Raw genomic sequence first — 22,669 nt, forward strand, 5'->3', positions numbered from 1 at the left:
ACCACGGGGACCGCCACGAACCTTGGTCTTGATCTTCATGGTGTTTGCTCCTGAGGTGCGAGGGTGGAATTACAGCTCGTAGTAGATGCTGATGCCGCCGGGACCACAGCCACGGGGACCGCCACGAACCTTGGTCTTGATCTTCATGGTGTTTGCTCCTGAGGTGCGAGGCTGGAATTACAGCTCGTAGTAGATGCTGATGCCGCCGGGACCACAGCCACGGGGACCGCCACGAACCTTGGTCTTGATCTTCATGGTGCTTGCTCCTGGTGTGTGATGCGTGAACGACGACTCCGGGCGACGACTACTCCAGCACTTCGTAGCTGATGCCACCGGGGCCACAGCCGCGAGGGCCACCACGAACCTTGGTCTTGATCTTCATCTGGATTGCTCCTGGTGAAAGAGAGAACGGGTTCAGCGGTTCAGCGACAACACAGCTCAGACAGCGATGACGCCGCCACAGCCACGGGGACCGCCACGGACCTTGGTCTTGATCTGCATGTGCTTGCTCCTGGTGAGAGGTTGAGGACCTCAGCTACTGCACAGCTCAGACAGCCTTGACGAGAACGCCGCCACCACAGCTACGGGGACCGCCACGAACCTTGGTCTTGATCTGCATGTGCATGCTCCTGGTGAGAGGTGAGAACCTCAGCGACAGAACGACTCAGACAGCGATGACGACCCCACCACCACAGCTACGGGGACCGCCACGAACCTTCGTCTTGATCTGCATGGGGCTTCCTCCAGGACTCCGAGGCATCAGCACCAATCGCGACAGTTCAGCTAACTGACGTTTTTGGCTACTCCGATATAAGTCGGTGAAACATGTGAGTCAAGCTTCCCGGGCCTGAAACATTCCATCATGGCTCCAGGCCCGGGAGTGAAACACCGCGTCATCTCACGCGGCCACGGCGCGGGGGTTGCCCTGGGTGATGGTGACGGACGCGACGTCGTCCTGGATGGTCAGCCCGAGCTCCTCGCGGAACACCTCCATCAGGTAGGGCAGCACGCCGATGGTGGCGAACCGCAGCCGGTGGTGGATGGAGAGGTCCAGGTTGGTGAAGTGGCGCTGGGGGTGCTCGCGCTTGAGCAGCTTGTTGACCTCACGCTGCACGTTGTCCAGCGTGCCCACCGCGGAGCGCTCGATGGTGATGTAGTCGGCGAGCACGTCCGCCAGCCGGTCCGTCAGCTCGGGGTTGGCGCCCACGGGCGCCGGGGCCCGCTCGCGGAACAGCGCGCGCAGCTGCTGGACCGTCTCCTCGTGCACGGCGTCCTTGGCCGGCGAGAACACGTCGGAGATGTGCTGCAGCTTGTCCTCGGAGAAGCCGCGCAGGCCGCGCTGGGCGCGGTCGTACATCTCCACGTAGCGCGCCTTGGCCCAGGCGCGCTGGACCTCGGTGTGCTGACGGGTGGGCTGGATGATCTTCCAGTCCTTCTCCAGCCGCTCGCGCAGCCGACCCCAGCCGGTCGTCTTGGGGGCCTCGGCCTGGAGGATGATGTCGCGCAGCCGCTCGTAGGTGTGACACATGTGCGCCCAGAGCGTGAACTGGAGCGAGTACAGCTGCAGGCCGCGCAGGCCATAGTCGAACGCGGCGGGAATCTCCTCCAGCCACGTCGGCGGGGGCAGCGGCTCGCCCGCCAGGGGCTTTCCGTCCAGCATGGTCGCGAAGAACTCCTCGACCATGTGCGGCGGGCCGGCGCACACGCCGCGCGTGGACAGGAAGTGGTTGTCGCGCTCCGTCAGGTGCAGCAGCGAGGCCGGGTTGATGGGCGTCTCGTACGGCATGGGCTGCTCGGGCAGGAACATCAGGTAGATGCTCACCATGCGCACGCCGTCGGTGACGCGGAACACCGACGACAGCAGCGGGTCCAGCGTCCCGTTGGGGACGGGGTTCTCCCCCCGGAGCAGCATCATCGACGGCAGCGCGAGCACCGCGCAGCTGAACGCGTGCAGGTCGCCGATGCGCCACTGGCCGTCGGGCAAGAGCGGGTAGCGCTTGAGGAACTCGTCGCGCAGGATGAGCATCGCCTGCAGCGAGGGCTTCCAGACCTTGGTCATGGACTTGAGCGCCGTGACGTTCATCAGCGCGTCGTCGCGGAAGCGGCTGCCCGGGTACGGGCACATGCGCCACTCGGTCTCCATGCGCATGCGCATCGAGTCCGGGAAGACGTTGTTCTCGCCGATGTGCCGCCCTTCCGCGTCCAGCGCCGCGTGCGCCGCGCGGTGCACCGGCAGCATCGCCTCCAGGAAGCCGAACTCCATGGGCCGGCCCACCAGCTGCTTGAGCACGCCCTCCGTGTCGGGGTTCCACCACAGGGGGGACTCGGGCGCGGGGCGCTTGGCCTCCGCCGCCATGATCATCTTGTGGTAGTCGGTCTCCGCCGCGAGCTTCGGCGCCTCGCGCGACAGGATGTTCTCCGACAGCAGGTGCTCGAGCAGCTCCTTCACCCGCTCCCACGGCAGCGGCTCACCGGTGGACCAGCGCGTGGCCACGCCCGCCATGAAGCTGTCCTGCTTGAGCAGGTTCTCGCCGAAGGCGTGCAGCTCGGGCTCCTCGATGCTGATCTCCTTGAGCCCGTAGTAGATGCGCAGCTCGGTGGTGCCCTCTTCCGTCTGCACGTACTCACTCATGAACCGGCGCCGCATGGGCAGGTACAGCGTCTCATGCGGGTCGATGGGCACGGCTTGCTGACTCATGCGACTGCTCCTGGGGAGAAACCCGTTGTTCAGACCTGACGCAAAGGTCAGGAACTCTTCCACGAGGCCCCCGGAGCATCAAGCGAGCCCCGGGAGTCGAGACAGCGCCCATTTTGACATGAGCCCTGACATCCGCGTTCCCGCCGGGTAGCCAGGGCCTCCCGCGCAAACCTTGCGTCCGGGAGTGCCAGAAAGGGCGAGGCCACCCAGGGGACTCAAGTCTCCCGTGGGTGGCCTGGCGTGTTACGGGAGGTGGCCTCGCGTCAGTTGCAGACGCCGAGCCCGGCGCGGCCCGTGACGGGCAGCGTCTCGCGGTTGGGGAACGTCAGCTCCGGGTGGTCGAACGGGGCGCGGTAGGTCTTGACGCGGCAGTCCGTGAGGGCGTTGCGCAGGAAGTCCACCAGCGCGGAGCGCTCGCTCGCGGTGAAGGTGCGCGGGACGATGTCCAGCGACTTCTCCGGGTTGGCGAAGTCACCGCCGCGCTCGTAGAAGTCCACCACGTCCTCGAGCGTGGGGTAGCCGCCGTTGTGGAAGTACGGCGGGTTGAGGCCCACGTTGCGCAGGGTGGGCGTCTTGAACGCGCCCATGTCGAACGGGGAGAGGCTGACGGAGTTGGGCACGCCGCCGAAGACGCCCAGGTCGCCGCGCGCCAGGTCGTCCTCGGTGGGACGCACGCCGATGTTGTGGAAGCCCGTGTCGCCGCCGTCGCGGTTGAGCGGGCCGGCGATCTCGTACCAGGACACCGTGGCGTCGGTCAGCATGGCGCCGGTGTGGCAGTTGATGCACTCGCCCTTGCCCACGAACACGGACAGGCCCTTGAGCTGCTTGGGCGTGAGCGCGGAGAGGTTGCCGCCCAGGAAGCGGTCGAACGGCGTCTGGTCCGGGATGAGCGTGGCCTGGTAGGCCTGGAGCGCCTCGCCCCAGAAGAGCGAGAAGGCGTTCTCGCCGAGGTTCGCCAGCGCGTCGCCGAACGCGTCGCGAATCATCCGGTCGTACGTGCACGGCGCGCCGTTGCACAAGAGGCCCGGGCCGTCCGGGTTCGCCATGGCGCCCAGCACGCTGTCGTTGACGGACACGCGCTGGTGGCGCAGCGGCTGACGCGGAATCAGCTTCGTGCCCAGGCTGTCGGGGCCGAGAATCTGACGGCCCGAGCAGCCCTGCTCGCTGAAGTTCGTCACGGGGCCGGTGGCCTGCGACGCCAGCGACGCGCCCTCGATGCGCACCAGGAAGCCCTGGCCGTTGTTGCCCGAGTCACCCCAGATGTTCACGCCGTTGAAGAGGACGTTCGCCTCGCCGCCCCAGAACTGGTTGCGGTAGAAGCCGGAGCCCACCACGGTCGGCGTGTGGCGCGGGCCCACCAGCCGGAACTCGTTGAACGGTGCGTCCGGCACCACCACGCACTGGTCCGCCGGGTTGTCCAGGTTGTCCATGTCCAGGCCGAGGAACGCGGCGCGGAACGGGCCCTGCGAGCCCACGCGGTCATCGCTGGTGATCTTCGCCAGCGTGAAGTCCTGGCCGGGACCCGCGATGCTGTCGAACGTGTTGTCGAAGCCCGGGTGGATGGTGTTGTTCTTGCGGTCATCCGCGCCCGCGGCGAAGTGACAGCTGGCGCACGCCGTCTCGCCGTCACCGCTCGACTGGATGTCCCAGAAGAAGGCCTTGCCCAACCGGATGGCCGCGGCCTTGTTGATGATGCGGCTGCCCACCGGCTGCGGCACCGGCTCATGAGACAGCGGACGCAGCGAGAACACGGCCATGCTGTCCAGCAGGGCCTTCGCATCCACCGCCACTTCCTCATTCTCGGCGGGGGAGGGCTTGGGAGGCTCGACCTGTCCGGCCGGCTCACACGCCGACAAGGAAACCGCCAGAGCAGACGAGAAAAGGCCGCGGTTCAACCAACCACTCACTCCGCGGGACCACGACGAACGAGCCATAGAGAATGCCCCCTTCTCAGAGCGTCAGGACTTGTATGAGGTTGGCGGAATCACCAGTGTCTCCAGTCTGACGGACAGTTTTATACCGGTTCCGCATTATTCCTGTCCAGGCGGCCCCGACCCAGGGTGCACTTCCAGCCTCAGCGTAATATCCGGGTAGTAATCGCTCGCGGATTGGAACGACCTCACTGGGTGGACGCGCTAAACCCGATGACGCGCCCTGTCGAGGGTGCCCGGTTCCACGGCCCTGACAGCCCTTCTAGGAATGCGAGCCATTCGCATGACCAGACATGGAGCGAATGCCCATCACCCTGGGTGAATGCCTCATCCGGTGAGAATCGTGGGTGTGTAGCAAGCCGCGATACATGGCGCCCGTCGCCTGTGACGGTGGGCGCTACAGAGGGGCGGGCCGCGGAGGTGCAAAGGCTTGCTGATACAGAGGAGGTGAAACACGGCCGGGGGCGTTGGCGTGCGGGGTGCAATGGACAGGAGCGCCGCCGGAGGGTGGCATCCGGGCAGGGCCGGCACCGGATGCGGAAGGCCACTGGCGGAGCAGCGCATTCCCCCTATTGAAGAGGTAGGTCATTCCATGCAGCTGAAGATGATGAGCCGTCTGATGGCGGCCGCGCTCCTGAGTGTTTTGTCGGGCTGCCAGGGCGAGGAGCCCACGTCCACCGAGGGAGAGGTCGCCGCCCAGGAGGCCGGTGCGAAGACGCAGTGCATGACGCGTTTCGACGGCATCACGAGCTGCGCGCTGGGCAACGCGCAGCTGTCCGCGACGGACAAGGGCCTGAACGTGACGGGCCTGCGCAGCGCCCGCACGGACGGCGTGTCGAGCAGCTTCGGCCGCGCGGCCCGCTGGTCGCAGACGACGTCGGTGGCGCTGGGCTCCACGGGCCAGCTGCAGCTGGAGGCGCGCTCGGGTGACCAGGTGGTCAGCACGCTGCGCGTGACGCCGGGCCGCGACGTGGACTCGGCCTTCGTGACGCCGACGTTCACCGGTTCGCCGGGCGGATCCGGCTTCCGCATGAACATCTACCGCGAGGGCGTGCTGCAGGGCACGTCCACCCACAGCCCGAACGCGATGATCGTCTTCACCAACTGGCGGGACTTCTTCCGCTGGCTGGTGGCGGTCGCCGACTTCTACGAGCTGGACATCATCTGGACCAAGACGGGTGAGGCCACGGCCGAGAGCAACGTGGGCGCCTGCGGCTGGCAGATGACCACGCCGGGCAACACGTTCTCCGTGACGCTGGCGGACGGCAAGGTGGTCACCGGTGACTCCTTCGAGTTCGTCGAGGAGATCGGCGACGGCCACTATCCGTACAACGGCTTCACGGGCATGGACGTGAAGGCGACGGGCAAGGGGCTGAGCATCCTGAGCGAGACCTTCGTCCCGGCCGCGAAGTAGTTCCGGGTCCCATGCCGCGCAAGGCATGGGGCTGGCGCCGGGCGGCGCGTGGCAGCACCTTCGCCGCCCGGCGTCTTCATCGATGTTCCTGGAGAGCTCGCGATGAGACGGCGGCTGTACCTGCTGGGCATCCCCCTTGGAGCGATGATGCTCACGGCCGTGTGGGCCCGGGCAGGCCGGCCTCCGCCGCCCCCTCCCCTCGTGCTCGGCGAGCTGCCGCTCGTGTCGGTGCCCGGCGAGGAGCTGTCCGGTGGCGGCGCGACGGTGAAGGACACGGGGCGCAACGCCTTCGGTCGCTCGCCGCCGAACCTGGACCGCGCGCGCTGGCCCCAGTTCCACATCGGCAAGCGGGTGTTCGACCGCGACTGGAGCGACCCTGCGCACGGACCGGGGTTGGGGCCGCTGTTCAGCGCCAGCTCGTGCATGACGTGCCACGTGAAGGACGGGCGCGGGCGTCCACCCGAGTCCCCTTCCGAGCCCGTCGTGTCCATCGCGTTCCAGCTGGGCTCGCCTGACGGTCCGGGACCGCATCCCGTGTATGGAGAGCAGCTCGACCTGCACCGGTTGGGCGGGCTCCGGGGCGAGGGCACCGTGGTGGTGCGCCACGAGGAGTTCTCCGGCCGATTCTCCTCCGGTGAGCCCTACGTGCTCGCGCGGCCCATCTACCAGTTCGAGCACCTGGCCCAGGGGCCGCTGGGTGAAGGCACGCCCTTCTCGCCTCGCGTGGCGCCGGCGAACTTCGGGCTGGGGCTGCTGGAGGCCCTCCCCGAGGAGACGCTGCTCGTCCGGGAGGATGCCGAGGACCGCGATCAGGATGGCATCTCCGGACGCGCCAACCGGGTCGAGGATGTGCGGACGCGCGGCACACGCATGGGGCGGTTCGGGTGGAAGGCGAATCAGCCCACCCTGCTCCAGCAGGTGGCGCATGCGCTGGTGGCGGACATGGGGCTGACGAACGAGCTCTATCCGCGCGCGCAGGAGGCGGAGGCGGGAGCGGCGCCGGAGGCCGTCGACGTGCGGGCCTACGACCTGGAGCAGCTGATGTTCTACACGCGCCTGCTCGCGGTGCCGAAGCGACGGGACTGGGATGCGCCCGCGGTGCTGCGTGGCAAGGCGGTGTTCCGCGCCATCGGGTGTGCCGCGTGTCATGTCGACGAGCCGATGGAGACGGGGGACGTGCCTGGCTTCCCGGAGCTGTCGCGGCAGGTCATCTACCCGTACTCGGACCTGCTGCTGCACGACATGGGCGAGGCGCTGGCGGATGGTCGACCGGACGGACTGGCCACCGGCCAGGAGTGGCGCACGCCGCCCCTGTGGGGCATCGGCCTGACGGAGACGGTGAACGGCCACACGCGCTTCCTGCATGACGGACGCGCGAGGAACCTCGAGGAGGCCGTGCTGTGGCACGGCGGCGAGGCGGCCCCCGCGCAGACCCGCTACACGCGGCTGCTCCGTGAGGACCGTGAGGCGCTGCTCGCGTTCCTCGGCTCGCTCTGAGCGGGAGCGGCATGGCGCGTGGGCTTACGGCCCACGTCGCATGAGCCGGCCATGCCCCCGTCCGCGATGGAGCGCGACTCAACGCGAAGGCGACGTCTCCCAAGTCGCCGCGTGGGACGTCCGCGGCCCGCGAGTCAGGCGGGCTGCCGCGCCGGCTCGTGACTCGCGCAGCGCTTGCGCCCCAGCGCGTACGAGACGCCCAGCGCTGGCAACGCGAGCAGGTCCGTCACGTCCATCGTGTGCGCCACCGGCGCCACGGCGGGGACCGCGCGACTGGAGAGCACCGCCCACGCCGCTCGCACGGGCCACTGCAACCCACCGAGCCCCCAGCGCCAGGCCTCGGCCGCGGGCTCCCAGACCTTGATGGCGGTGAACACGCACGCCGTCAGCACCACGCACGCCGTCAGCACCGCGAGCGACGGCCGGAAGCCGCCCCGCGCGCTTCGTCCCCGCGCCTGCTCCCAGAGTCCCTGCAGGAGCAGCGGGAACATCGCCAGCCCCGCCACGTCCGACAGCTTGCCCGTCCACCATGACGGCCAGCGCGCCTTGAACACATGGTCGTTCAGCACGAGCACCAGCACCGCGCAGAACACCAGCGGATGCAGCAGCGTGTCACCCGGCACGCACGCGGTGGCACGCGAGGTCCTCACGCGGTCAGCGAGGCCCCACGGTGAACTCGAGCCCCTGCGGCTCCTCGTCCACCGTCTCGTCGAAGCTCACCTCCCCCACCATCTTCCAGTCCACCTCCACCACGCCGTGGACCGGCGAGCCCTCCGCGAACGCCACGTCGAGCGTCGCCTCCCACTCGCACGGCTGCTGGAGCCGGCAGACATCCCCGTCCGATTCCGCGTCGAACGTCACCGCCGCCCCCTCCGACACCCCCAGCTCCTGCGTCCTCGGCTTGAGCGGATGGGGCCCGAAGCGCAGCGTCGCCGTGAGACTCGGCGCCGTCCGTGAGCCCCCCTCGTCGTGCGTCCAACGGGCGGAGAGCGGCGCGCGCATCGTGGCCCATACCGTCTGCGTGGAGCCGTTCGGCACCGCCAGCCGCACCGGCAACACCACGCTGGCCGAGGGCGCGTCCGCCGTCAGCCTCAGCACGCCCGGCGCCGACTCCTCGACGCGGGGGCTCGGCGCGCTGCGCGACGTGGCCACCGAGGCGGCCGCCGCCACCAGCAGCGCGAGCCTGGCGGCCCACGCCCTGCCGCGCGAGGAGACGGGCCTGGAATCGCTCTGGGAGGACATGGAGTGCTCGGTCGACATGGTGGTGTGGATGGCTTTCCCTCGGGCACCGGCGCTCCCGCCCGAGCCCTCGCGGCTTGAGCAAGCCACGTACCACGCTCACGCCTCCAGGTGAGGAGGACTCGGGCTCCCGGTGGAATCACGACTTTCATGTCAGCCCGAGGACGCCCGTGTCGCGAGTCGTCCTGGCCGCCCCGCCCCGAGGCCGCCTAGGGTGCGCCGCATGAAGAGCCACGCCACGGTCGTCTTCGCCGACGGAGCCTGCTCCGGCAACCCGGGCCCCGGGGGCTGGGGCGTCATCATCGCCACGCCCGACGGACAGGTGACGGAGCTGGGCGGCCACGAGCGGGAGACCACCAACAACCGGATGGAGCTCACAGCCGTGGGCATGGCGCTGCGCCACCTGGAGGCCACGGCGGGCCCGCTGCGCATCCACACCGACTCCACCTATGTGATTCAGGGAATCACGAAGTGGGCGTTCGGCTGGAGCAAGCGCGGCTGGAAGACGGCCGAGGGCAAGGAGGTGGCCAACGCCCCTTACTGGAGGCGGCTGATGGCGCTGCTCGCCCAGCGCAAGCAGACCCACTCCGGCGAGGCCGCCGCCGTCGAGTGGCACTACGTGCGCGGCCACGTGGGCGTGCCCGGCAACGAGCGGGTCGATGAAATCGCCGTGGGCTACTCGCGCGGCAAGGGCGTGCGGCTCTACTCGGGCGCGCTGTCCACGTACGACGTGGACGTCTACGACGTCCCCGAGGACACCTCGCTCCCCGAGGAGAAGCCCCGACAGCCCGCGGCCAAGGCGCACTCGTACCTGAGCCAGGTGGGCCGCAGCGTGAAGCGCCACGCCACGTGGGCCGCGTGCGAGCGCCGCGTCAAGGGCGTCTCCGACGCGCGCTTCAAGAAGACCAAGAGCCCCGAGGACGAGGCCCAGGTGCTCGCGGACTGGGGCGTCAAGCCCGGGGACGTTCAGTCGGAGGACTGAGCCCCGCCGCGCACCGCCGTGAGCAGCAGGTCGAACTTCCCGCCGAGGAACGTGCGGAAGCCGTGCTGGTGCAGGTAGCGGCGGTAGAACGACAGGTCCTTCACGAGCAGGGACAGGTCCGACTCGCGCAGGTTGCGCACGCGGGCACCGTAGACGACCTCGCCGTCGCGGAAGCGCGAGTTGGGAAAGCCGAGCACGAGCGTCGCCTCGGACTCCAGATGCTCCTGGACCAGCGTCCGCAACAACGCGTGGTCATCCACCCCGGGGCTCTGCAACGTGCCCACGGACACCACCAGGTGGAAGCGCCCCAGCGCGGCGGGCAGCGCGTTGAGGTCCGCCACGTGGAAGGCGTGACGCGCGTCCGGGAAGCGGGCGCGCGCCTGGGCAATCGCGGAGGCGCTGTGGTCCACGCCCACGAAGGAGACGTCGGGCACCTCGTCCAGCCAGGAGAACGCGTCCAGTTCGTCCCCGCGATTGACGCCCAGGTCCAACACCCTCGCGCCCGCGGGCAACCTCACGCGCCCCAGCGCCTCCAACCACGGCAACAGGAAGCCCGCGTCCTCCAGCTTGCGCACGCGCGCGAAGGCGGAGTCCGCCCCATATCGCTCCTCCGCGGGCACCGCCGCCTCCGTCCTCGCGCTCCCCGCGTGCCACGAGGCCTCCGCGCCCAGGGACTCGAAGGTCAGCGACACGTGCGTCGCCTCCACGCCGCGCGGCGTGCGCAGCCGGCAGCCCAGCCCCTCCGCCAGATCACACCAGTGGCGCAGCGGACGGTGCACCAGGCCCCCCTCCGGCCCCACCCGCTCGCCCGGATAGCGCCCGGCCCCGAGGTCCGGGTCCGGCACCTCGATGCGCACCCGGCCCGCCTCCGTGAGCCCCGCCTTCAGGTGGCGGAGGATGAGGATGAGCGGCTCGTCGTGGAAGCGGCGCGCGGGGAGCAGGGCATCGGGGTGGCGGGACATCGCGCCGGCAGCGTACCTCGACGCGGCACCTCAGGACGCGGTGCGTTGGCACCCGTCCCTTTGACCGGGGCTCAACATCCCTCGCTCGCCCTCCGGCCTCTCGACGAGGCTCGCGTTGACGGGTCCGCGCTGGTCGCTTTCTCATATTAAGCATGAAAATCACGACCATCTCGATTGCATCCCTCGGATTGCTCGTCACCGCGTGTGGAGGGGGCCTCGAGCCCGACGACGGCGCGCTCCAGACGCGCGAGCAGGCGGCCTTCTCCGGCGTCAACGGCGAGTACTGTCTGGTGAGCGCGTACAACTGCAAGCTGCAGGTGAGCGGGGGCAACCGCGTCCCCACCAACGACCCGGCGGACGACAACTGGGGGCTGGTGACGGGCGTGCCCATCCGCGACGGCAACGGCACCGTGGTGGGCACCAACACGCGCTCGAGCGCCGCCTTCAACCACGGCCAGACGCGCACGTTCGCCGGGGAGCTGCACGCCTTCGCCGTCTCCACGTCCAATTCGAGCGCGGGGTGGCTGCCCATCTCCAGCATCCTGGGGCGCACGTCCTTCGAGCAGAAGGTGGGCCATGTCTCCGCCCTGGGCGCGGGGCTGGCGAAGCTGGGCTGCTACGCCGTGCGCAACACGCATGACCCGGTGCTCGAGTTCAAGAAGGTCGTCTACGACAGCGACGCCACCCACGAGCGCGCCGGAGACTACCTGCCGCTGGTGCGCGCCAACGGGCAGCGCTCCGTCAACCTGGTCTTCAACGTGCCCGGCATGGCGCTGGGCGGCCCCGCGGTGGACCACTTCCCCGCGGGCACCAAGTTCCAGCGCCTGGACGTGCCCACCGAGCACGGCGTGCCCTCCATCGACATCCCCCTCTGGGTCCAGGACAGCGCGGGCCGCTACCGCCAGCAGTCGGGGGAGATGAAGTTCCTCTACGGCTACGTCATCGCGGCCACCGGCACCAAGCGCAACGGCTGGATGGCCTACGACGCGCTCCAGGTCAGCTCCGGCTGTCCTTGAGAGCCGTTGGCGCCCCGGCGGCGGTCCGCGCGCACGCTCACGCGGACTGCCGCTGGCTCAGCGCGACGCTGCCCAGGATGAGCGCGCCGGCGACCGCCATGGATAGCGTCACCGGCTCGCCGAGCAGGAGCCACGCCCAGGCCACGCCGAACAGGGGCAACAGGTAGGTGACGGTGACGGCGCGGGAAGCGCCGATGCGCTGGATGAGCCGGTAGTACATGGCGTAGCCCAGCCCCGTGCAGAGCATCCCCAGCGCCGCGGCCGACAGCCAGGACACGCCGCGGATGGGCTGCACGGGCCAGGTCGCGATGGCGAACGGCAGCGTCAGGAGCGCCGCGCAGCCCAGCGTGGCCGCCGCGACGGCGCCCGCCGGCACACCCTGCAGGTGCCTGCGCACCAGGTTCGCCGAGATGCCGTAGAAGAAGGCGGCCGTCAGCGCCGCGGCCACCCCCAGCCCGGGGCTGGCGCCCTCGATCTTCCCGCTGGCGAGCACCACCACGCCCGCGAAGCCCACCACCAGCGCCACCCCACGACGCGAGCCGATGCGCTCGCCGTAGAAGAGGAAGGCCACCAGCGCGGTGAAGAGCACGGTCATGCTGTTGCTGATGGCGCTGATGCCCGCGGGCACGCGCTGCGCCGCCCAGGCGAAGAGCGCGAAGGGCACCGCCGCGTTGAGCGTCCCCACCAGCGCGAGCTTGGGCCAGTGCGCCGGGGTGATGGAGGCGCGCGCGCGCAGCAGCAGGGGCAGCAGCACCAGCGAGCCGAGCACCAGCCGCACCACCACGAGCGGCAGGGGCCCGAAGTCCGGCGCCGCGATGCGCATGAACATGAAGGACGAGCCCCACAGGGCCCCCAGGAGCCCCAGCTCCAGGAAGGTCAGCCAGGCACCGGACAACGTCGGGACGACGGGACGGACAAGCGAGGGAGTGGTCATGGGCGGTTCACCAGGTGGAGCGAGGCACGAATCTGACTCCGGTCGCTCCCTTATCTGCGCCTCTGGCACGGGAGTCACAACCGCATGGTTTTGCGGTCAGCCACGCGTATGATTTGAGGCTCCCATGACTCTTCCCACGGCGTGGCTGCCGGCCCTGGCGGCCTTCGAGGCGGCCGCGCGACACCAGAACTTCGCCCGCGCGGGCCAGGAGCTGCACCTGACGGCCAGCGCCGTCAGCCACCACGTGCGCAAGCTGGAGGGGATGCTCGGCGTCACCCTCTTCCAGCGCCACGCGCGCGGCGTGGAGCTCACCGTCGAGGGGCGCCAGCTGGCGGACGCGGCGAGCGGCGCGCTGACGGACATCCATGACGTGGTGCGCGAGCTCTCGGATGCCCGGAGCGAGCGCCACCTGGTGCGCGTGACCACCATGCACTCCCTGGCGCACACGTGGGTGGTGCCCCGGCTGGCGGACTTCAACGCCCAGCATCCCCGCCTGCGCGTGCGCATCGACTCGGAGACGGCGCTGTCGCGCTTCGAGGAGGGCGGCCCGGACCTGGGCATCCGCTACGGCCTGGGCCACTGGCCCGGGATGACCGCCCACGCGCTGATGCCCGACGCCATGTTCCCGGTGGCCTCCCCTCGCCTGCCCGGCGTCGACGCGGTGCGCACGCCGGCGGACATCCCCCGGCTGCCGCTGGTCGAGGACCTGGCGCGACAGTCGTGGCCGGACTGGCTGCGCGCCGCGGACGTCCATGGTGCCACGCTGGACGTGCGCCACAGCTTCAGCGACACCACCAACGCGATGCAGGCCGCCGTGTGGGGCCTGGGCGCGGCGCTCGCCCGGGAGCGCGTCTGCGAGACCTTCCTCGCCGACGGCAGCCTCCTGCGACTGCCCGGCCCCGCGCTGCCCACCCGCTACTCCTACTTCGTCGTGTACCCCTCCCACCGCCGACTGCGCACCGCGGCACGCGCCTTCATGGACTGGCTGCTGACCCAGCCCGGACGCCCCGCCCCGACGCGGGTCGCCACGAAGCCCCCGACGTTGTAAGCACCCCCGAACGCCATGCTCCATCCCATTCTCGACGCGCTCGGCCTCGGCGAGCACAACCCCGGCAGCTACCTCGGCGACGGCGAGTGGGCGGACTCCCGCTCCGAGCCCTTGCTGGAGGTCTTCAATCCCTCCAACGGACAGCAGCTCGCCACCGTGTCGTCGGCGACGGCGGACGAGTACGAGCGGATGATGCACGCCGCGGCCCAGGCCTTCGTCGCGTGGAGGGCCCTGCCCGCGCCGCGTCGGGGCGAGGCCATCCGCCTGTGCGGCGAGGCGCTGCGCCGCCACAAGGACGCGCTCGGCTCGCTCGTGTCGCTGGAGATGGGCAAGGTGAAGGCCGAGGGCGACGGCGAGGTGCAGGAGATGATCGACATCGCCGACTTCGCCGTCGGCCAGTCGCGCATGCTCTACGGCCTGACGATGCACTCCGAGCGCCCCGGCCACCGGATGTACGAGCAGTGGCATCCGCTGGGCCTCGTCGGCATCATCAGCGCCTTCAACTTCCCGGTGGCCGTCTGGTCCTGGAACGCGTTCATCGCCGCGGTGTGCGGCGACGTGTCCATCTGGAAGCCCTCCCCCAAGACGCCGCTGACGTCCATCGCCGCCACGCGCATCTGCAACGCGGCGCTGAAGGCCGGCGGCTTCCCGGAGGTGTTCTTCCTGCTCAACGCCGCGGGCACCGCGCGCGCCGAGCGGCTGGTGGACGATTCGCGCGTCGCGCTGGTGAGCTTCACCGGCTCGTCCGCCGTCGGGCGTCAGGTGGGCGTGCGCGTCGCGCAGCGACTGGGCCGCAGCCTGCTGGAGCTGGGTGGCAACAACGCCATCATCGTGGACGCCACCGCGGACCTGAAGCTGGCCATCCCCGCCATCGTCTTCGGCGCGGTGGGCACCGCGGGCCAGCGCTGCACCACCACCCGCCGGCTCATCGTCCACGAGTCCATCGTCGACGACGTGCTGAACAAGCTCGCCAGCGCCTACGCCCAGGTGGAGAAGCGCATCGGAGACCCGCTGGAGGCCGGCACGCTGATGGGCCCGCTCATCGACCGGGCCGCGGTGCAGCGCTTCGAGGCCACGCTCGAGAAGGCGCGCGCCGCGGGGGCCCGCGTGGTGAGCGGCGGCAAGGCGCTGGAGCGCCCCGGCCACTACGTGCAGCCCACGCTGGTCACCGACGTGGAGCCCACCGACGCGTGGGTCCAGGAGGAGACCTTCGCGCCCATCCTCTACGTCATGCCCTACCGCACGCTCGAGGACGCCATCGTCATCCAGAACGGCGTGCCCCAGGGCCTGTCGTCATCGGTGTTCACCAAGGACCTGCAGGTCGCCGAGCGCTTCCTGTCCGCCTCCGGCTCCGACTGCGGCATCGCCAACGTCAACATCGGCACGTCCGGCGCGGAGATTGGCGGCGCCTTCGGGGGTGAAAAGGACACCGGCGGCGGCCGCGAGTCCGGCTCCGATGCGTGGAAGGCCTATATGCGGCGGCAGACCAACACGCTGAACTACTCGGACGCGCTGCCGCTGGCGCAAGGGATTCGCTTCGACCTGTGAGGGGCTCTCCCCTATGCTCCCGCCGGGCCTTGGGGGCCCGGCGGTACACACAGGGAGACACAGCATGTTCGGGAAGCTCGCCGCGGACGCACTCGGCCTCAGTGACGTCGGCTCGGTCATCGCTCCGGCCGACTACGACAAGGTCGACGCGGATGACTATGTGAATCACGAGGACCAGGAGAAGATCTACTTCCTCATCAAGTCCAAGTCCGACGAGTACTGTTTCACGAACCGGGCGCTCATCCACCTGGACGGCACCAGCGCCGCCAGCAAGAAGCGCATGCTGCGTCGCTTCACGTACGCCGCCAATCCCATCTCCAACGTCATGCTGGAGACGGCCGGCACCATCGACATGGACGTGGAGATCAAGTTCCGCCTGGGCAACCGCGACTACTCCATCGACGTGCACAAGAAGCAGCTGGAGCAGGTGAAGGACCTCTACAAGGCCCTGTTCCGCATCTCGGAGATGCAGCACGAGAACGAGCTGTCGCTCGCCCACGCCAAGACGAGCCTGGACGTCGCCTCCACCACGCTCGGCCGCGGCTCGTCCGGCGGCGCGCCCGTCGTCGAGTCCTTCAAGGAGCTCAACCAGGCCGCCTTCGCCTGGCTCACCGGCGCCCAGCAGAAGTACTGGGTGAAGGACTTCGGCGCCGTGTTCGAGCGCTACATCAAGGCCTGATACCCGTTGGATGACGCCCGCCGCCGGCGCACCTGCTCGCCCGGCGGCCGGGCATGCTGCACGCCGCGTCAGCGGCCCCTACACCTGTCGTGGCGACAAAGACAGGGCCTCCCGGAATTCCTTGCGGAACGAGCGGCAATCGACGCGGGGGACGGACGGGCCTCTCGTATGTCTTGAGAAATCGCTCTAGCGTGTACCTCCCCAACAGGAGTGTTCGCGATTCTGAACCCGTCCTCCCAGACCGCCCCCGCCGGCTGGCACGACATCCTCGTGCGTCACCTCGAACCCCTGCTCGGAGGCTTCACCGCCAAGATGGCCATCCATACGGCCGCGTTGCGCGCCCTCAAGCGTCCGCCCGAGCAGGTCACCCCCCAGGACCTCCCGCAACTGCTCGAAGGCCTCAAGCCGATGCTCAACACCTTCATTGGCGCGCTGCACGCCAAGGTCATCCTCGCGGAAATCGCCACGTCGCTGGAGAAGGCGCGATGACGGCGTCCTCGCGTTCCTCGTCCGTGGCGCCCTGGTTCGGCGCCGTCGTGGTGCTCCAGGCCGCGCACCTGTTCGCGGTGGCCAGCTCCGAGCCCGCGAAGCTGGGGCTGGTGCACGACGTGGCCGGCTGGTTGAGCGGGCTGCTCGCCGTGGGCGGCACGCTCGCGGCGGCCAGCGCGTTCGTCTCCGGCGACTACCTGCGCAAGGTCTGGGGCGGGCTCACGGCGGGGGCCGTGCTGTCGCTGGTCAGCGCGGCGATGCGCAGCTACTGGCTGCACACCGTGCCGGACGTCCCCTTCACGGCGTCCCCCCTGCTGCCGTACCGGATGGTCGTCGTCGTGCTGGCCAACATCGCCACCACGTACGCGCTCGTGCTCCTGGCCATGACCTATCAGCAGTCCGGGCTGCAGCCTCCGTCCAGCCCGCGCTCGCGCGCGCTGTGGGCGGTGACGGCGCTGGCGGCGCTGGCCGTCGGCGTGCCGTCGCTGGTCACCGAGGTGCGCAACCTGCTGTCCGGCCAGAGCCCGGCGCCGTCGGTCGTCATCAGCCTGGCCTCCACGCTGGCGGACATGACGACCATCTTCCTGGTCGCCCCCATCCTGCGCGTCGCGTACATGCTGCGCGGCGGCAGGCTCGCCTGGGTGTGGTGGGCCATGGGCCTGTCGGGCGCCACGTGGCTGCTCTACGACGCGCGCGTGTGGCTGGCGGCGCTCCTGCCCGGTGACGAGGCGCTGGGCGCGGAGCTCTTGCGCACGCTGCGCACGTCCGGGCTCGTGCTGCTGGGGCTCGCCGGCTGGTTCCAGCGCTCCGCCCTGGGGCCGCAGAAGTTCGAGGCGCCGGAGCCCTCGCTCCAGGCGTCCACCGGAACGCCCTGACGTCCCCCAGGGGCACGGACAGACCCCGTGCCCCCGAGGACCTCACGCGCTACGGCCGGGGACGCGAGCCGGCCGAGGGCGCCTCCGGCACCGCGGGCCACCCGTTGGGCCACGTGATGGCGTCCACCAGCATGACCCGCGCGGTGTGGGCGCTGTTCCAGGCGTGGTAGACCATGTACGTGTCTCCGCCCGGCCCGTTGACCACCGAGTTGTGGCCCGGCCCCACCCAGCCTCCGCCCGTCGCGAGAATCGGCGCGCCCGCCTTGGTGTACGGCCCCAGGGGGCTCGTGGCCCGCGCCACTCCGACAGCGTAGGTGCTGTTGTAGTACGCGTTACCACTGTAGAAGAGGTAGTAGTAGCCGCCGCGCGCGACGACCCACGGCGCCTCCACCACGCCGCCCTCCCAGCCCAGGTTGTTGGTGATGAGCGTGCGGCGCGTGCCCACCAGCGACAGGCCGTCCGCGGAGAGCGCCTGCCCGTAGATGGGCGTGGGCTGGCCCACCGCGTTGCCGTCCGCCTTCCACACCAGGTAGCCCGTCCCCGCGGCGTCCGCGAAGAACGTCGCGTCGATCATCCCCATGCCCGAATCCAGGATGAGGGGGCGGCCCAGGTCGGTGAAGGGACCGAGCGCGCTCGTGGCCGTGGCGGCGCCGATGGCCAGCTTCCCGCTGGAGTGCCGCGCCGTGTAGTACGCGACGAAGCGGCCGCCCACGCGGTGGATTTCGGGCGCCCAGAAGTCACCGGTGGCCCAGGACGGTCGCGTACCGGAGGGGAAGATGGAGCCGGCGCTCGTCCACGTCACCAGGTCCGTGGAGACGCGCAGCGGGAAGGCGCTGGCCGCGCCGCCGGAGGTGCACGCCGCCACGTAGCGCGTGCCGTCGTGGATGACGCCCGGGTCCGCGCAGTCCGTGGGGACGACGGGGTTCTGGTAGAGCCCGCCGCAGCCCGTGTAGCGGAAGGACATGCCGCAGGCGTTGGTGCCCGTGAAGTACGGCCCCCAGCCGTTCGACAGCACCGCGTACGAGTTGGGCGACGCATTCACGCAGGCGCGGTCCCAGAACACGCGCCCGCCGGTGTCATCGTGCTGGGCGGGGTGGTTCGCGGGGTGGATCCACGCCGGGCCGTAGGTGACGCGCGTCGCACACGCGGAGGCGCCGGGACAGTCCGTGTCCAGCGCGAGCACGCAGGCGTTGTTGCCAGTGAAGTACGGCTTCCAGCCGTTGGAGAGCAGGGCGTAGGAGTTGGAGCCCTCGTTGACGCAGGCGCCGTCCCACGTCACCAGGTCCGAGGCCACGTCGTATTGGTTGGGATGGTTGGCGGGGTGGATCCACCGGTCGCCGTAGGTGATGCGCGTGGAGCAGGCCAGGGCCGCGCGGGATTGCTCCGGGGCCTGGGCGTCCTGGGGCGCTTCGGCGCCACAGCCCGCGCCGAAGGACAGGACGAAGCAGAGACAGCCAACGACGGACCACCACGGGGACCGCTTCATCGGACGACCTCCAGGGCACGACGGGCCACCTCGGCACCGCGCGCCGTGTGTGCACTGCGTGGGAACAGTCGGTCAGCGCTTCGGGGCGCCCGGGGCCTCAGCCCGCGTCGGCGGCCTTCTTGTAGCGCAGGCGCTTGAGTGCCTCGAACCGCACCCTGTCTCTGGGGGGCGTCGTGGCCACCAGCCCGTCCAGCATCCGCTTCGAGCTCTGGTAGATCTCCTCGACGGCGACGTCGAACGCGTCCGTGTTCTGCTTCGACGGCTTGCGGGTCCCGGCGATCTTCCGGACGAACTGGAGCGCCGCCGCGCGGATGTCGTCATCCGTGGCGGGCGGGGTGAAGTTGAAGAGGGGCTTGATGTTCCGGCACATGCGCCCAGGGTAGACCATCCCGGTGCGGGTCCACCCCGCACGCGTGCTCCAGGACGGCCTCCATCCCTCGCGGCGAGCACGGACGCTCGCTGGTCGACGCTTGCGCTGCATGGAGCGCGGAAGATTCCCGCGGGACTGCCACCCCACGCTCACGCCCTGCGGCGGGAGCAGTCCTGGGCGCGCTCCAGGAGCAGCGCCTGCTCGCGGGCATTCCGGGTCAGCGAGGCCGCCCGCTCGAACTCCTTGCGCGCCTCGTCGAAGCGCCCCAGCTTGCGCAGCAGGTCTCCGCGCACGCTCGGCAGCAGGTGGTAGTTCGCGAGCGTGGGCTCCGACGTCAGCGTGTCGACCACGGCCAGGCCCGCCGCGGGGCCATAGGCCATGGACAGGGCCACCGCGCGGTTGAGCTCCACCACCGGCGAGGGCGACAGCCGCACCAGCACGCCATACAGCGACGCGATGCGCGCCCAGTCCGTCTCCTCCGCCGTGCGTGCCCGCGCGTGACAGGCGGCGAGCGCGGCCTGCAGCGCGTACGGGCCCTGCGCGCCGCCCAGCTTCTCCGCCCGCTCCAGCGCCGCGAGCCCGCGGCGAATCAGCAGCTGGTCCCACAGGCCCCGGTTCTGCTCGAGCAGCAGCACCGGCTCCCCGGAGGGGCCCACGCGCGCCCGCGAGCGCGACGCCTGGATCTCCATCAGCGCGACCAGGCCGTGCACCTCCGGCTCCAGGGGCGCCAGCTCGGCGAGGATGCGCCCCAGCCGCAGCGCGTCCGCGCACAGCTCCGGCCGCATCCAGTCATCGCCCGCCGTCGCCGAGTAGCCCTCGTTGAAGATGAGGTAGATGACCTCCAGGACCGACGACAGCCGCGCCGCTAGCGCCTCGCCGTGGGGCAGCTCGAAGGGCACCTTCTCCTCGGACAGCGTGCGCTTGGCGCGCACGATGCGCTGCGCGACGGTGGGCCCGGGGACCAGGAACGCGCGGGCGATCTCCTCCGTCGTCAACCCACCGAGCAGCCGGAGCGTGAGCGCGACGCGCGCCTCCGTGGAGAGGATGGGGTGGCAGGCGATGAACATCAGCCGCAGCAGGTCATCGCCCACGTCGTTGTCGAGCGCCGTGTCCAGGTCCGGCTGCCCGTGGGCCTGGTCGGACTCGAGCTCGTGTCCCAGCTCCTCGTGCTTGCACTCGACGCGCTTGCCCCGGCGCAGCTCGTCGATGGCGCGGCGCTTGGCGGTCGCCATCAGCCACGCGCCCGGGTTGTCCGGGATGCCGCTGTCGGGCCAGCGCTCCATCGCCGCGACCAGGGCATCCTGCGCGAGCTCCTCCGCGAGCCCGACGTCGCGCACCATGCGCGTCAGGCCCGCGATGAGGCGCGCGGATTCAATCCGCCACACGGCTTCGATGGCGCGGTGTCTCTCGGGGGACGTCACGGCGCCGGACTAGAGCACCCCCGCTTCACGATGCAAGGTCGACGCGCACGTCGCGTGTCGGCCGACGACGAGGATGTCGCCTGGGTGGAGGGGGAGGCCCACATGGGCCGGAGCGCCCTACTCGCCCTTGCTCGCCTTGTCCTCGCGCCACCAGTGCGTCATGCGCTCGTGGACCTCCGCCTCGTAGCCCTCCTTGCTCGGGCGGTAGAACACGGCGCGCTCCAGCGGCGGGGGCAGGTACGTCTGTCCCGGCGCGTAGTGGTCCTTGAAGTCCCACGGCGGCTGGTAGCCCTTGCCGTGCCCCAGCTCCTTGAGCAGGTCCGTGGGCGCGTTGCGCAGGTTCAACGGCGGCCCGACGTTGGGGTTCGCCTCCAGCGCCTCCAGCGCCGCGTTCATCGCGGCATAGGCGCGGTTGCTCTTGCGCGCCGTGGCCAGGGTGATGACGGCGTGCGCGACGAACAGCCGGCCCTCCGGCATGCCCGTGGAGTGGAAGCCCTCCTCGCACGCGCGGACGATGGTGATGGCCTCCGGCATGGCCATGCCCACGTCCTCCACCGCGATGACCTTGAGCCTGCGCCACAGCGACACCACGTCGCCGGTCTGCAAGAGCTTCGCCGCCCAGAAGATGGCGCCCTGCGCGTTGGAGCCCCGACAGGACTTCTGCAGCGCGCTGAGCAGGTCGAAGTGCTGGTCCCCGTCCTTGTCGTGGCGCGACAGGCCCACGCCCACCGACTCGCGCGCGACGTCCACGGTGATTTCGCCGCCGTCGGCCGTCAGCCCCGCCGCCATCTCCAGCGCGCCCAGCGCCTTGCGCACGTCCCCCGCGCCGCCCCGCGCGAGCAGCGCCAGGGCCTCCTCCCCCACCGTCAGCCGGCGCTTGCCCAGCCCGCGCTTCTCGTCGGTGAGCGCCCGGCGCAGCGCGCCCTGGATGTCCGCGAGCGTCAGCTCCTGGAGCTGGAAGACGCGACACCGGCTGACGAGCGCGGGCCGCACCTCGAAGCTGACGTTCTCCGTCGTGGCGCCCAGCAGGATGAACAGCCCGCTCTCCACGTGGGGCAGCGCCTGCTCCTGGACGTTCTTCGCCCAGCGGTGGATTTCGTCCACGAAGAGCACCGTGCGGCGCGAGTACTGGTTGCGCGCGCGCTCGGCCTCGGCCACCACCTCGCGGATGCGCGGGATTCCGTCCGACACGGCCGACAGGATGACCAGCTCCGCGTCGACGTTGGCCGCCAGCATCCGCGCCAGCGTCGTCTTGCCCACCCCGGGCGGGCCCCAGAAGAGGGAGGACACCAGCTGCTTGCGCTCCATCAGCCCGCGCAGCGGACCTCCGGGGCCCAGCAGGTGCGCCTGCCCGATGAACTCGTCGGGCGTGCGCGGCCGCATCCGCTCGGCGAGCGGCGCGAAGCGGTTCACATCCACGGAGGCGGAGAACAGGTCGGGGCCGGCGCTCATCGCACCGCAAGCTCCCCTCTCCGAAGCGCGCGGTCAACCCTCACCCATGGTGCGGAGCGCATTCCACACCCGTCGGAAAGCGGACACGCCGCGCGCGCCCGTCCATCCGCGCGGAAATCACACCGTGGCGTTGGCTCGCGAGCGACCAGGACCGAGCAACTCCCACCCGGGCCCCCTCGACGGCGTGTCACGGCCGCGTCGTAGTATCGCCGTCCCCAAAAAGGAGGGAGCGCGATGTCTTTCATGCTGCTGATGATGGAGGCACCCGGGAAGCGACAGGAGCGGCCGCTCGAGGAGGGCCAGAAGGCCTACGCACGGATGATGGCCTTCCAGAAGACGCTCCAGGACAAGGGCGTGCTCGTCGCCGGAGAGGCCCTCAAGCCGGACGACAACGCCATCCGCATCGAGAGCATCAATGGGCGGCGGACCGTGAGCGATGGCCCCTTCACCGAGTCGAAGGAGATCATCGGCGGCTTCTTCCTGCTCAACTGCAAGAGCCGCGACGAGGCGCTCGAATATGCCCACATGTGTCCCATGAGCGACTGGGGCATCGTCGAGCTGCGCGAGATCGCGAACAGCTGTTTCGAGTAGCCCCCCGCGTCACCGGCGAGAGGGAGCACGCTCCCAC

General features: G+C 70.1%; 20 protein-coding genes. 10 read left to right on the forward strand and 10 right to left on the reverse strand.

Annotated elements, in window-relative coordinates:
- Nucleotides 1–898 precede the first annotated feature (898 nt).
- Together VZQ01_RS05370 and VZQ01_RS05375 are read right to left on the reverse strand one after the other, a co-directional pair.
- Nucleotides 899–2,698, reverse strand: coding sequence for a hypothetical protein (locus tag VZQ01_RS05370; protein WP_426747055.1), 1,800 nt, complete (start codon nucleotides 2,696–2,698; stop codon nucleotides 899–901).
- Nucleotides 2,699–2,961: 263 nt separating this feature from the next.
- Nucleotides 2,962–4,482, reverse strand: coding sequence for a cytochrome-c peroxidase (locus VZQ01_RS05375; protein WP_267696984.1), 1,521 nt, complete (start codon nucleotides 4,480–4,482; stop codon nucleotides 2,962–2,964).
- Between the two features lie 739 nt (nucleotides 4,483–5,221).
- Between VZQ01_RS05375 and VZQ01_RS05380 the strand changes: the two genes are divergently transcribed.
- Both VZQ01_RS05380 and VZQ01_RS05385 read left to right on the forward strand, forming a co-directional pair.
- On the forward strand, nucleotides 5,222–6,043 hold the full coding sequence (locus VZQ01_RS05380; protein ID WP_223751549.1) for a hypothetical protein: 822 nt from the start codon (nucleotides 5,222–5,224) through the stop codon (nucleotides 6,041–6,043).
- A 102-nt stretch (nucleotides 6,044–6,145) separates the two neighbouring features.
- Nucleotides 6,146–7,540 carry a di-heme oxidoreductase family protein gene (locus VZQ01_RS05385; RefSeq protein ID WP_426747056.1) on the forward strand — a complete coding sequence of 465 codons (1,395 nt, stop codon included), beginning with the start codon at nucleotides 6,146–6,148 and terminating at the stop codon, nucleotides 7,538–7,540.
- A 134-nt stretch (nucleotides 7,541–7,674) separates the two neighbouring features.
- Here the strand turns inward: VZQ01_RS05385 and VZQ01_RS05390 are convergent, their stop codons facing one another.
- Nucleotides 7,675–8,190 (reverse strand): hypothetical protein, encoded by a 516-nt coding sequence (locus VZQ01_RS05390; RefSeq protein WP_223751547.1) that lies wholly within the window; start codon nucleotides 8,188–8,190, stop codon nucleotides 7,675–7,677.
- 4 nt (nucleotides 8,191–8,194) lie between these two features.
- Nucleotides 8,195–8,782, reverse strand: coding sequence for a hypothetical protein (locus VZQ01_RS05395; RefSeq protein ID WP_267696987.1), 588 nt, complete (start codon nucleotides 8,780–8,782; stop codon nucleotides 8,195–8,197).
- Nucleotides 8,783–9,002: 220 nt separating this feature from the next.
- On the opposite strand from VZQ01_RS05395, the gene VZQ01_RS05400 reads away from it, so the two are divergent.
- The gene (locus tag VZQ01_RS05400) at nucleotides 9,003–9,761 is read left to right on the forward strand and encodes an RNase H family protein (protein ID WP_223751545.1); all 759 of its coding nucleotides are present in this window, start codon (nucleotides 9,003–9,005) and stop codon (nucleotides 9,759–9,761) included.
- On the opposite strand, the gene VZQ01_RS05405 is transcribed toward VZQ01_RS05400, so the two are convergent.
- Complete coding sequence (locus VZQ01_RS05405; RefSeq protein WP_267696989.1) at nucleotides 9,746–10,723, reverse strand: class I SAM-dependent methyltransferase; 978 nt, start codon at nucleotides 10,721–10,723, stop codon at nucleotides 9,746–9,748. The genes VZQ01_RS05400 and VZQ01_RS05405 overlap by 16 nt on opposite strands.
- A gap of 152 nt (nucleotides 10,724–10,875) precedes the next feature.
- On the opposite strand from VZQ01_RS05405, the gene VZQ01_RS05410 reads away from it, so the two are divergent.
- Complete coding sequence (locus tag VZQ01_RS05410) at nucleotides 10,876–11,739, forward strand: hypothetical protein (protein WP_223751543.1); 864 nt, start codon at nucleotides 10,876–10,878, stop codon at nucleotides 11,737–11,739.
- Between the two features lie 37 nt (nucleotides 11,740–11,776).
- On the opposite strand, the gene VZQ01_RS05415 is transcribed toward VZQ01_RS05410, so the two are convergent.
- A complete protein-coding gene (locus tag VZQ01_RS05415; protein ID WP_267696990.1) occupies nucleotides 11,777–12,673 on the reverse strand; it encodes a DMT family transporter in 897 nt (298 codons plus the stop codon).
- Nucleotides 12,674–12,797: 124 nt separating this feature from the next.
- On the opposite strand from VZQ01_RS05415, the gene VZQ01_RS05420 reads away from it, so the two are divergent.
- The 5 genes from VZQ01_RS05420 (at nucleotide 12,798) to VZQ01_RS05440 (ending at nucleotide 17,312) form a co-directional block, all read left to right on the forward strand.
- The gene (locus VZQ01_RS05420; RefSeq protein WP_223751541.1) at nucleotides 12,798–13,721 is read left to right on the forward strand and encodes a LysR substrate-binding domain-containing protein; all 924 of its coding nucleotides are present in this window, start codon (nucleotides 12,798–12,800) and stop codon (nucleotides 13,719–13,721) included.
- A gap of 15 nt (nucleotides 13,722–13,736) precedes the next feature.
- A complete protein-coding gene (gene amaB / locus VZQ01_RS05425; protein WP_426747057.1) occupies nucleotides 13,737–15,269 on the forward strand; it encodes an L-piperidine-6-carboxylate dehydrogenase in 1,533 nt (510 codons plus the stop codon).
- Nucleotides 15,270–15,333: 64 nt separating this feature from the next.
- Nucleotides 15,334–15,948 carry a PH domain-containing protein gene (locus tag VZQ01_RS05430; protein ID WP_223751539.1) on the forward strand — a complete coding sequence of 205 codons (615 nt, stop codon included), beginning with the start codon at nucleotides 15,334–15,336 and terminating at the stop codon, nucleotides 15,946–15,948.
- A 270-nt stretch (nucleotides 15,949–16,218) separates the two neighbouring features.
- Nucleotides 16,219–16,437 (forward strand): hypothetical protein, encoded by a 219-nt coding sequence (locus VZQ01_RS05435; protein ID WP_141331497.1) that lies wholly within the window; start codon nucleotides 16,219–16,221, stop codon nucleotides 16,435–16,437.
- Entirely contained in the window at nucleotides 16,434–17,312 is an 879-nt protein-coding gene (locus VZQ01_RS05440) for a hypothetical protein (RefSeq protein WP_223751538.1), read from the forward strand. Before VZQ01_RS05435 ends, VZQ01_RS05440 begins: the two co-directional genes overlap by 4 nt.
- Before the next feature lie 49 nt (nucleotides 17,313–17,361).
- On the opposite strand, the gene VZQ01_RS05445 is transcribed toward VZQ01_RS05440, so the two are convergent.
- The 4 genes from VZQ01_RS05445 to VZQ01_RS05460 all read right to left on the reverse strand — a co-directional run bounded on the left by VZQ01_RS05445 (nucleotide 17,362) and on the right by VZQ01_RS05460 (nucleotide 22,041).
- The gene (locus VZQ01_RS05445; protein ID WP_426747058.1) at nucleotides 17,362–18,798 is read right to left on the reverse strand and encodes a glycoside hydrolase family 43 protein; all 1,437 of its coding nucleotides are present in this window, start codon (nucleotides 18,796–18,798) and stop codon (nucleotides 17,362–17,364) included.
- Between the two features lie 97 nt (nucleotides 18,799–18,895).
- Entirely contained in the window at nucleotides 18,896–19,168 is a 273-nt protein-coding gene (locus tag VZQ01_RS05450) for a DUF2277 domain-containing protein (protein ID WP_046717748.1), read from the reverse strand.
- A 149-nt stretch (nucleotides 19,169–19,317) separates the two neighbouring features.
- Nucleotides 19,318–20,589, reverse strand: coding sequence for an RNA polymerase sigma factor (locus VZQ01_RS05455; RefSeq protein ID WP_426747059.1), 1,272 nt, complete (start codon nucleotides 20,587–20,589; stop codon nucleotides 19,318–19,320).
- A 117-nt stretch (nucleotides 20,590–20,706) separates the two neighbouring features.
- Complete coding sequence (locus tag VZQ01_RS05460; protein WP_223785054.1) at nucleotides 20,707–22,041, reverse strand: replication-associated recombination protein A; 1,335 nt, start codon at nucleotides 22,039–22,041, stop codon at nucleotides 20,707–20,709.
- A 234-nt stretch (nucleotides 22,042–22,275) separates the two neighbouring features.
- Here VZQ01_RS05460 and VZQ01_RS05465 point away from each other — a divergent pair, with 234 nt between their 5' ends.
- A complete protein-coding gene (locus tag VZQ01_RS05465) occupies nucleotides 22,276–22,632 on the forward strand; it encodes a YciI family protein (protein ID WP_223751534.1) in 357 nt (118 codons plus the stop codon).
- Nucleotides 22,633–22,669: the final 37 nt, after the last annotated feature.

The sequence above is a fragment of the Myxococcus faecalis genome (assembly GCF_050039385.1).
In the GTDB taxonomy this organism is placed as follows: Bacteria; Myxococcota; Myxococcia; order Myxococcales; family Myxococcaceae; genus Myxococcus; species Myxococcus fulvus.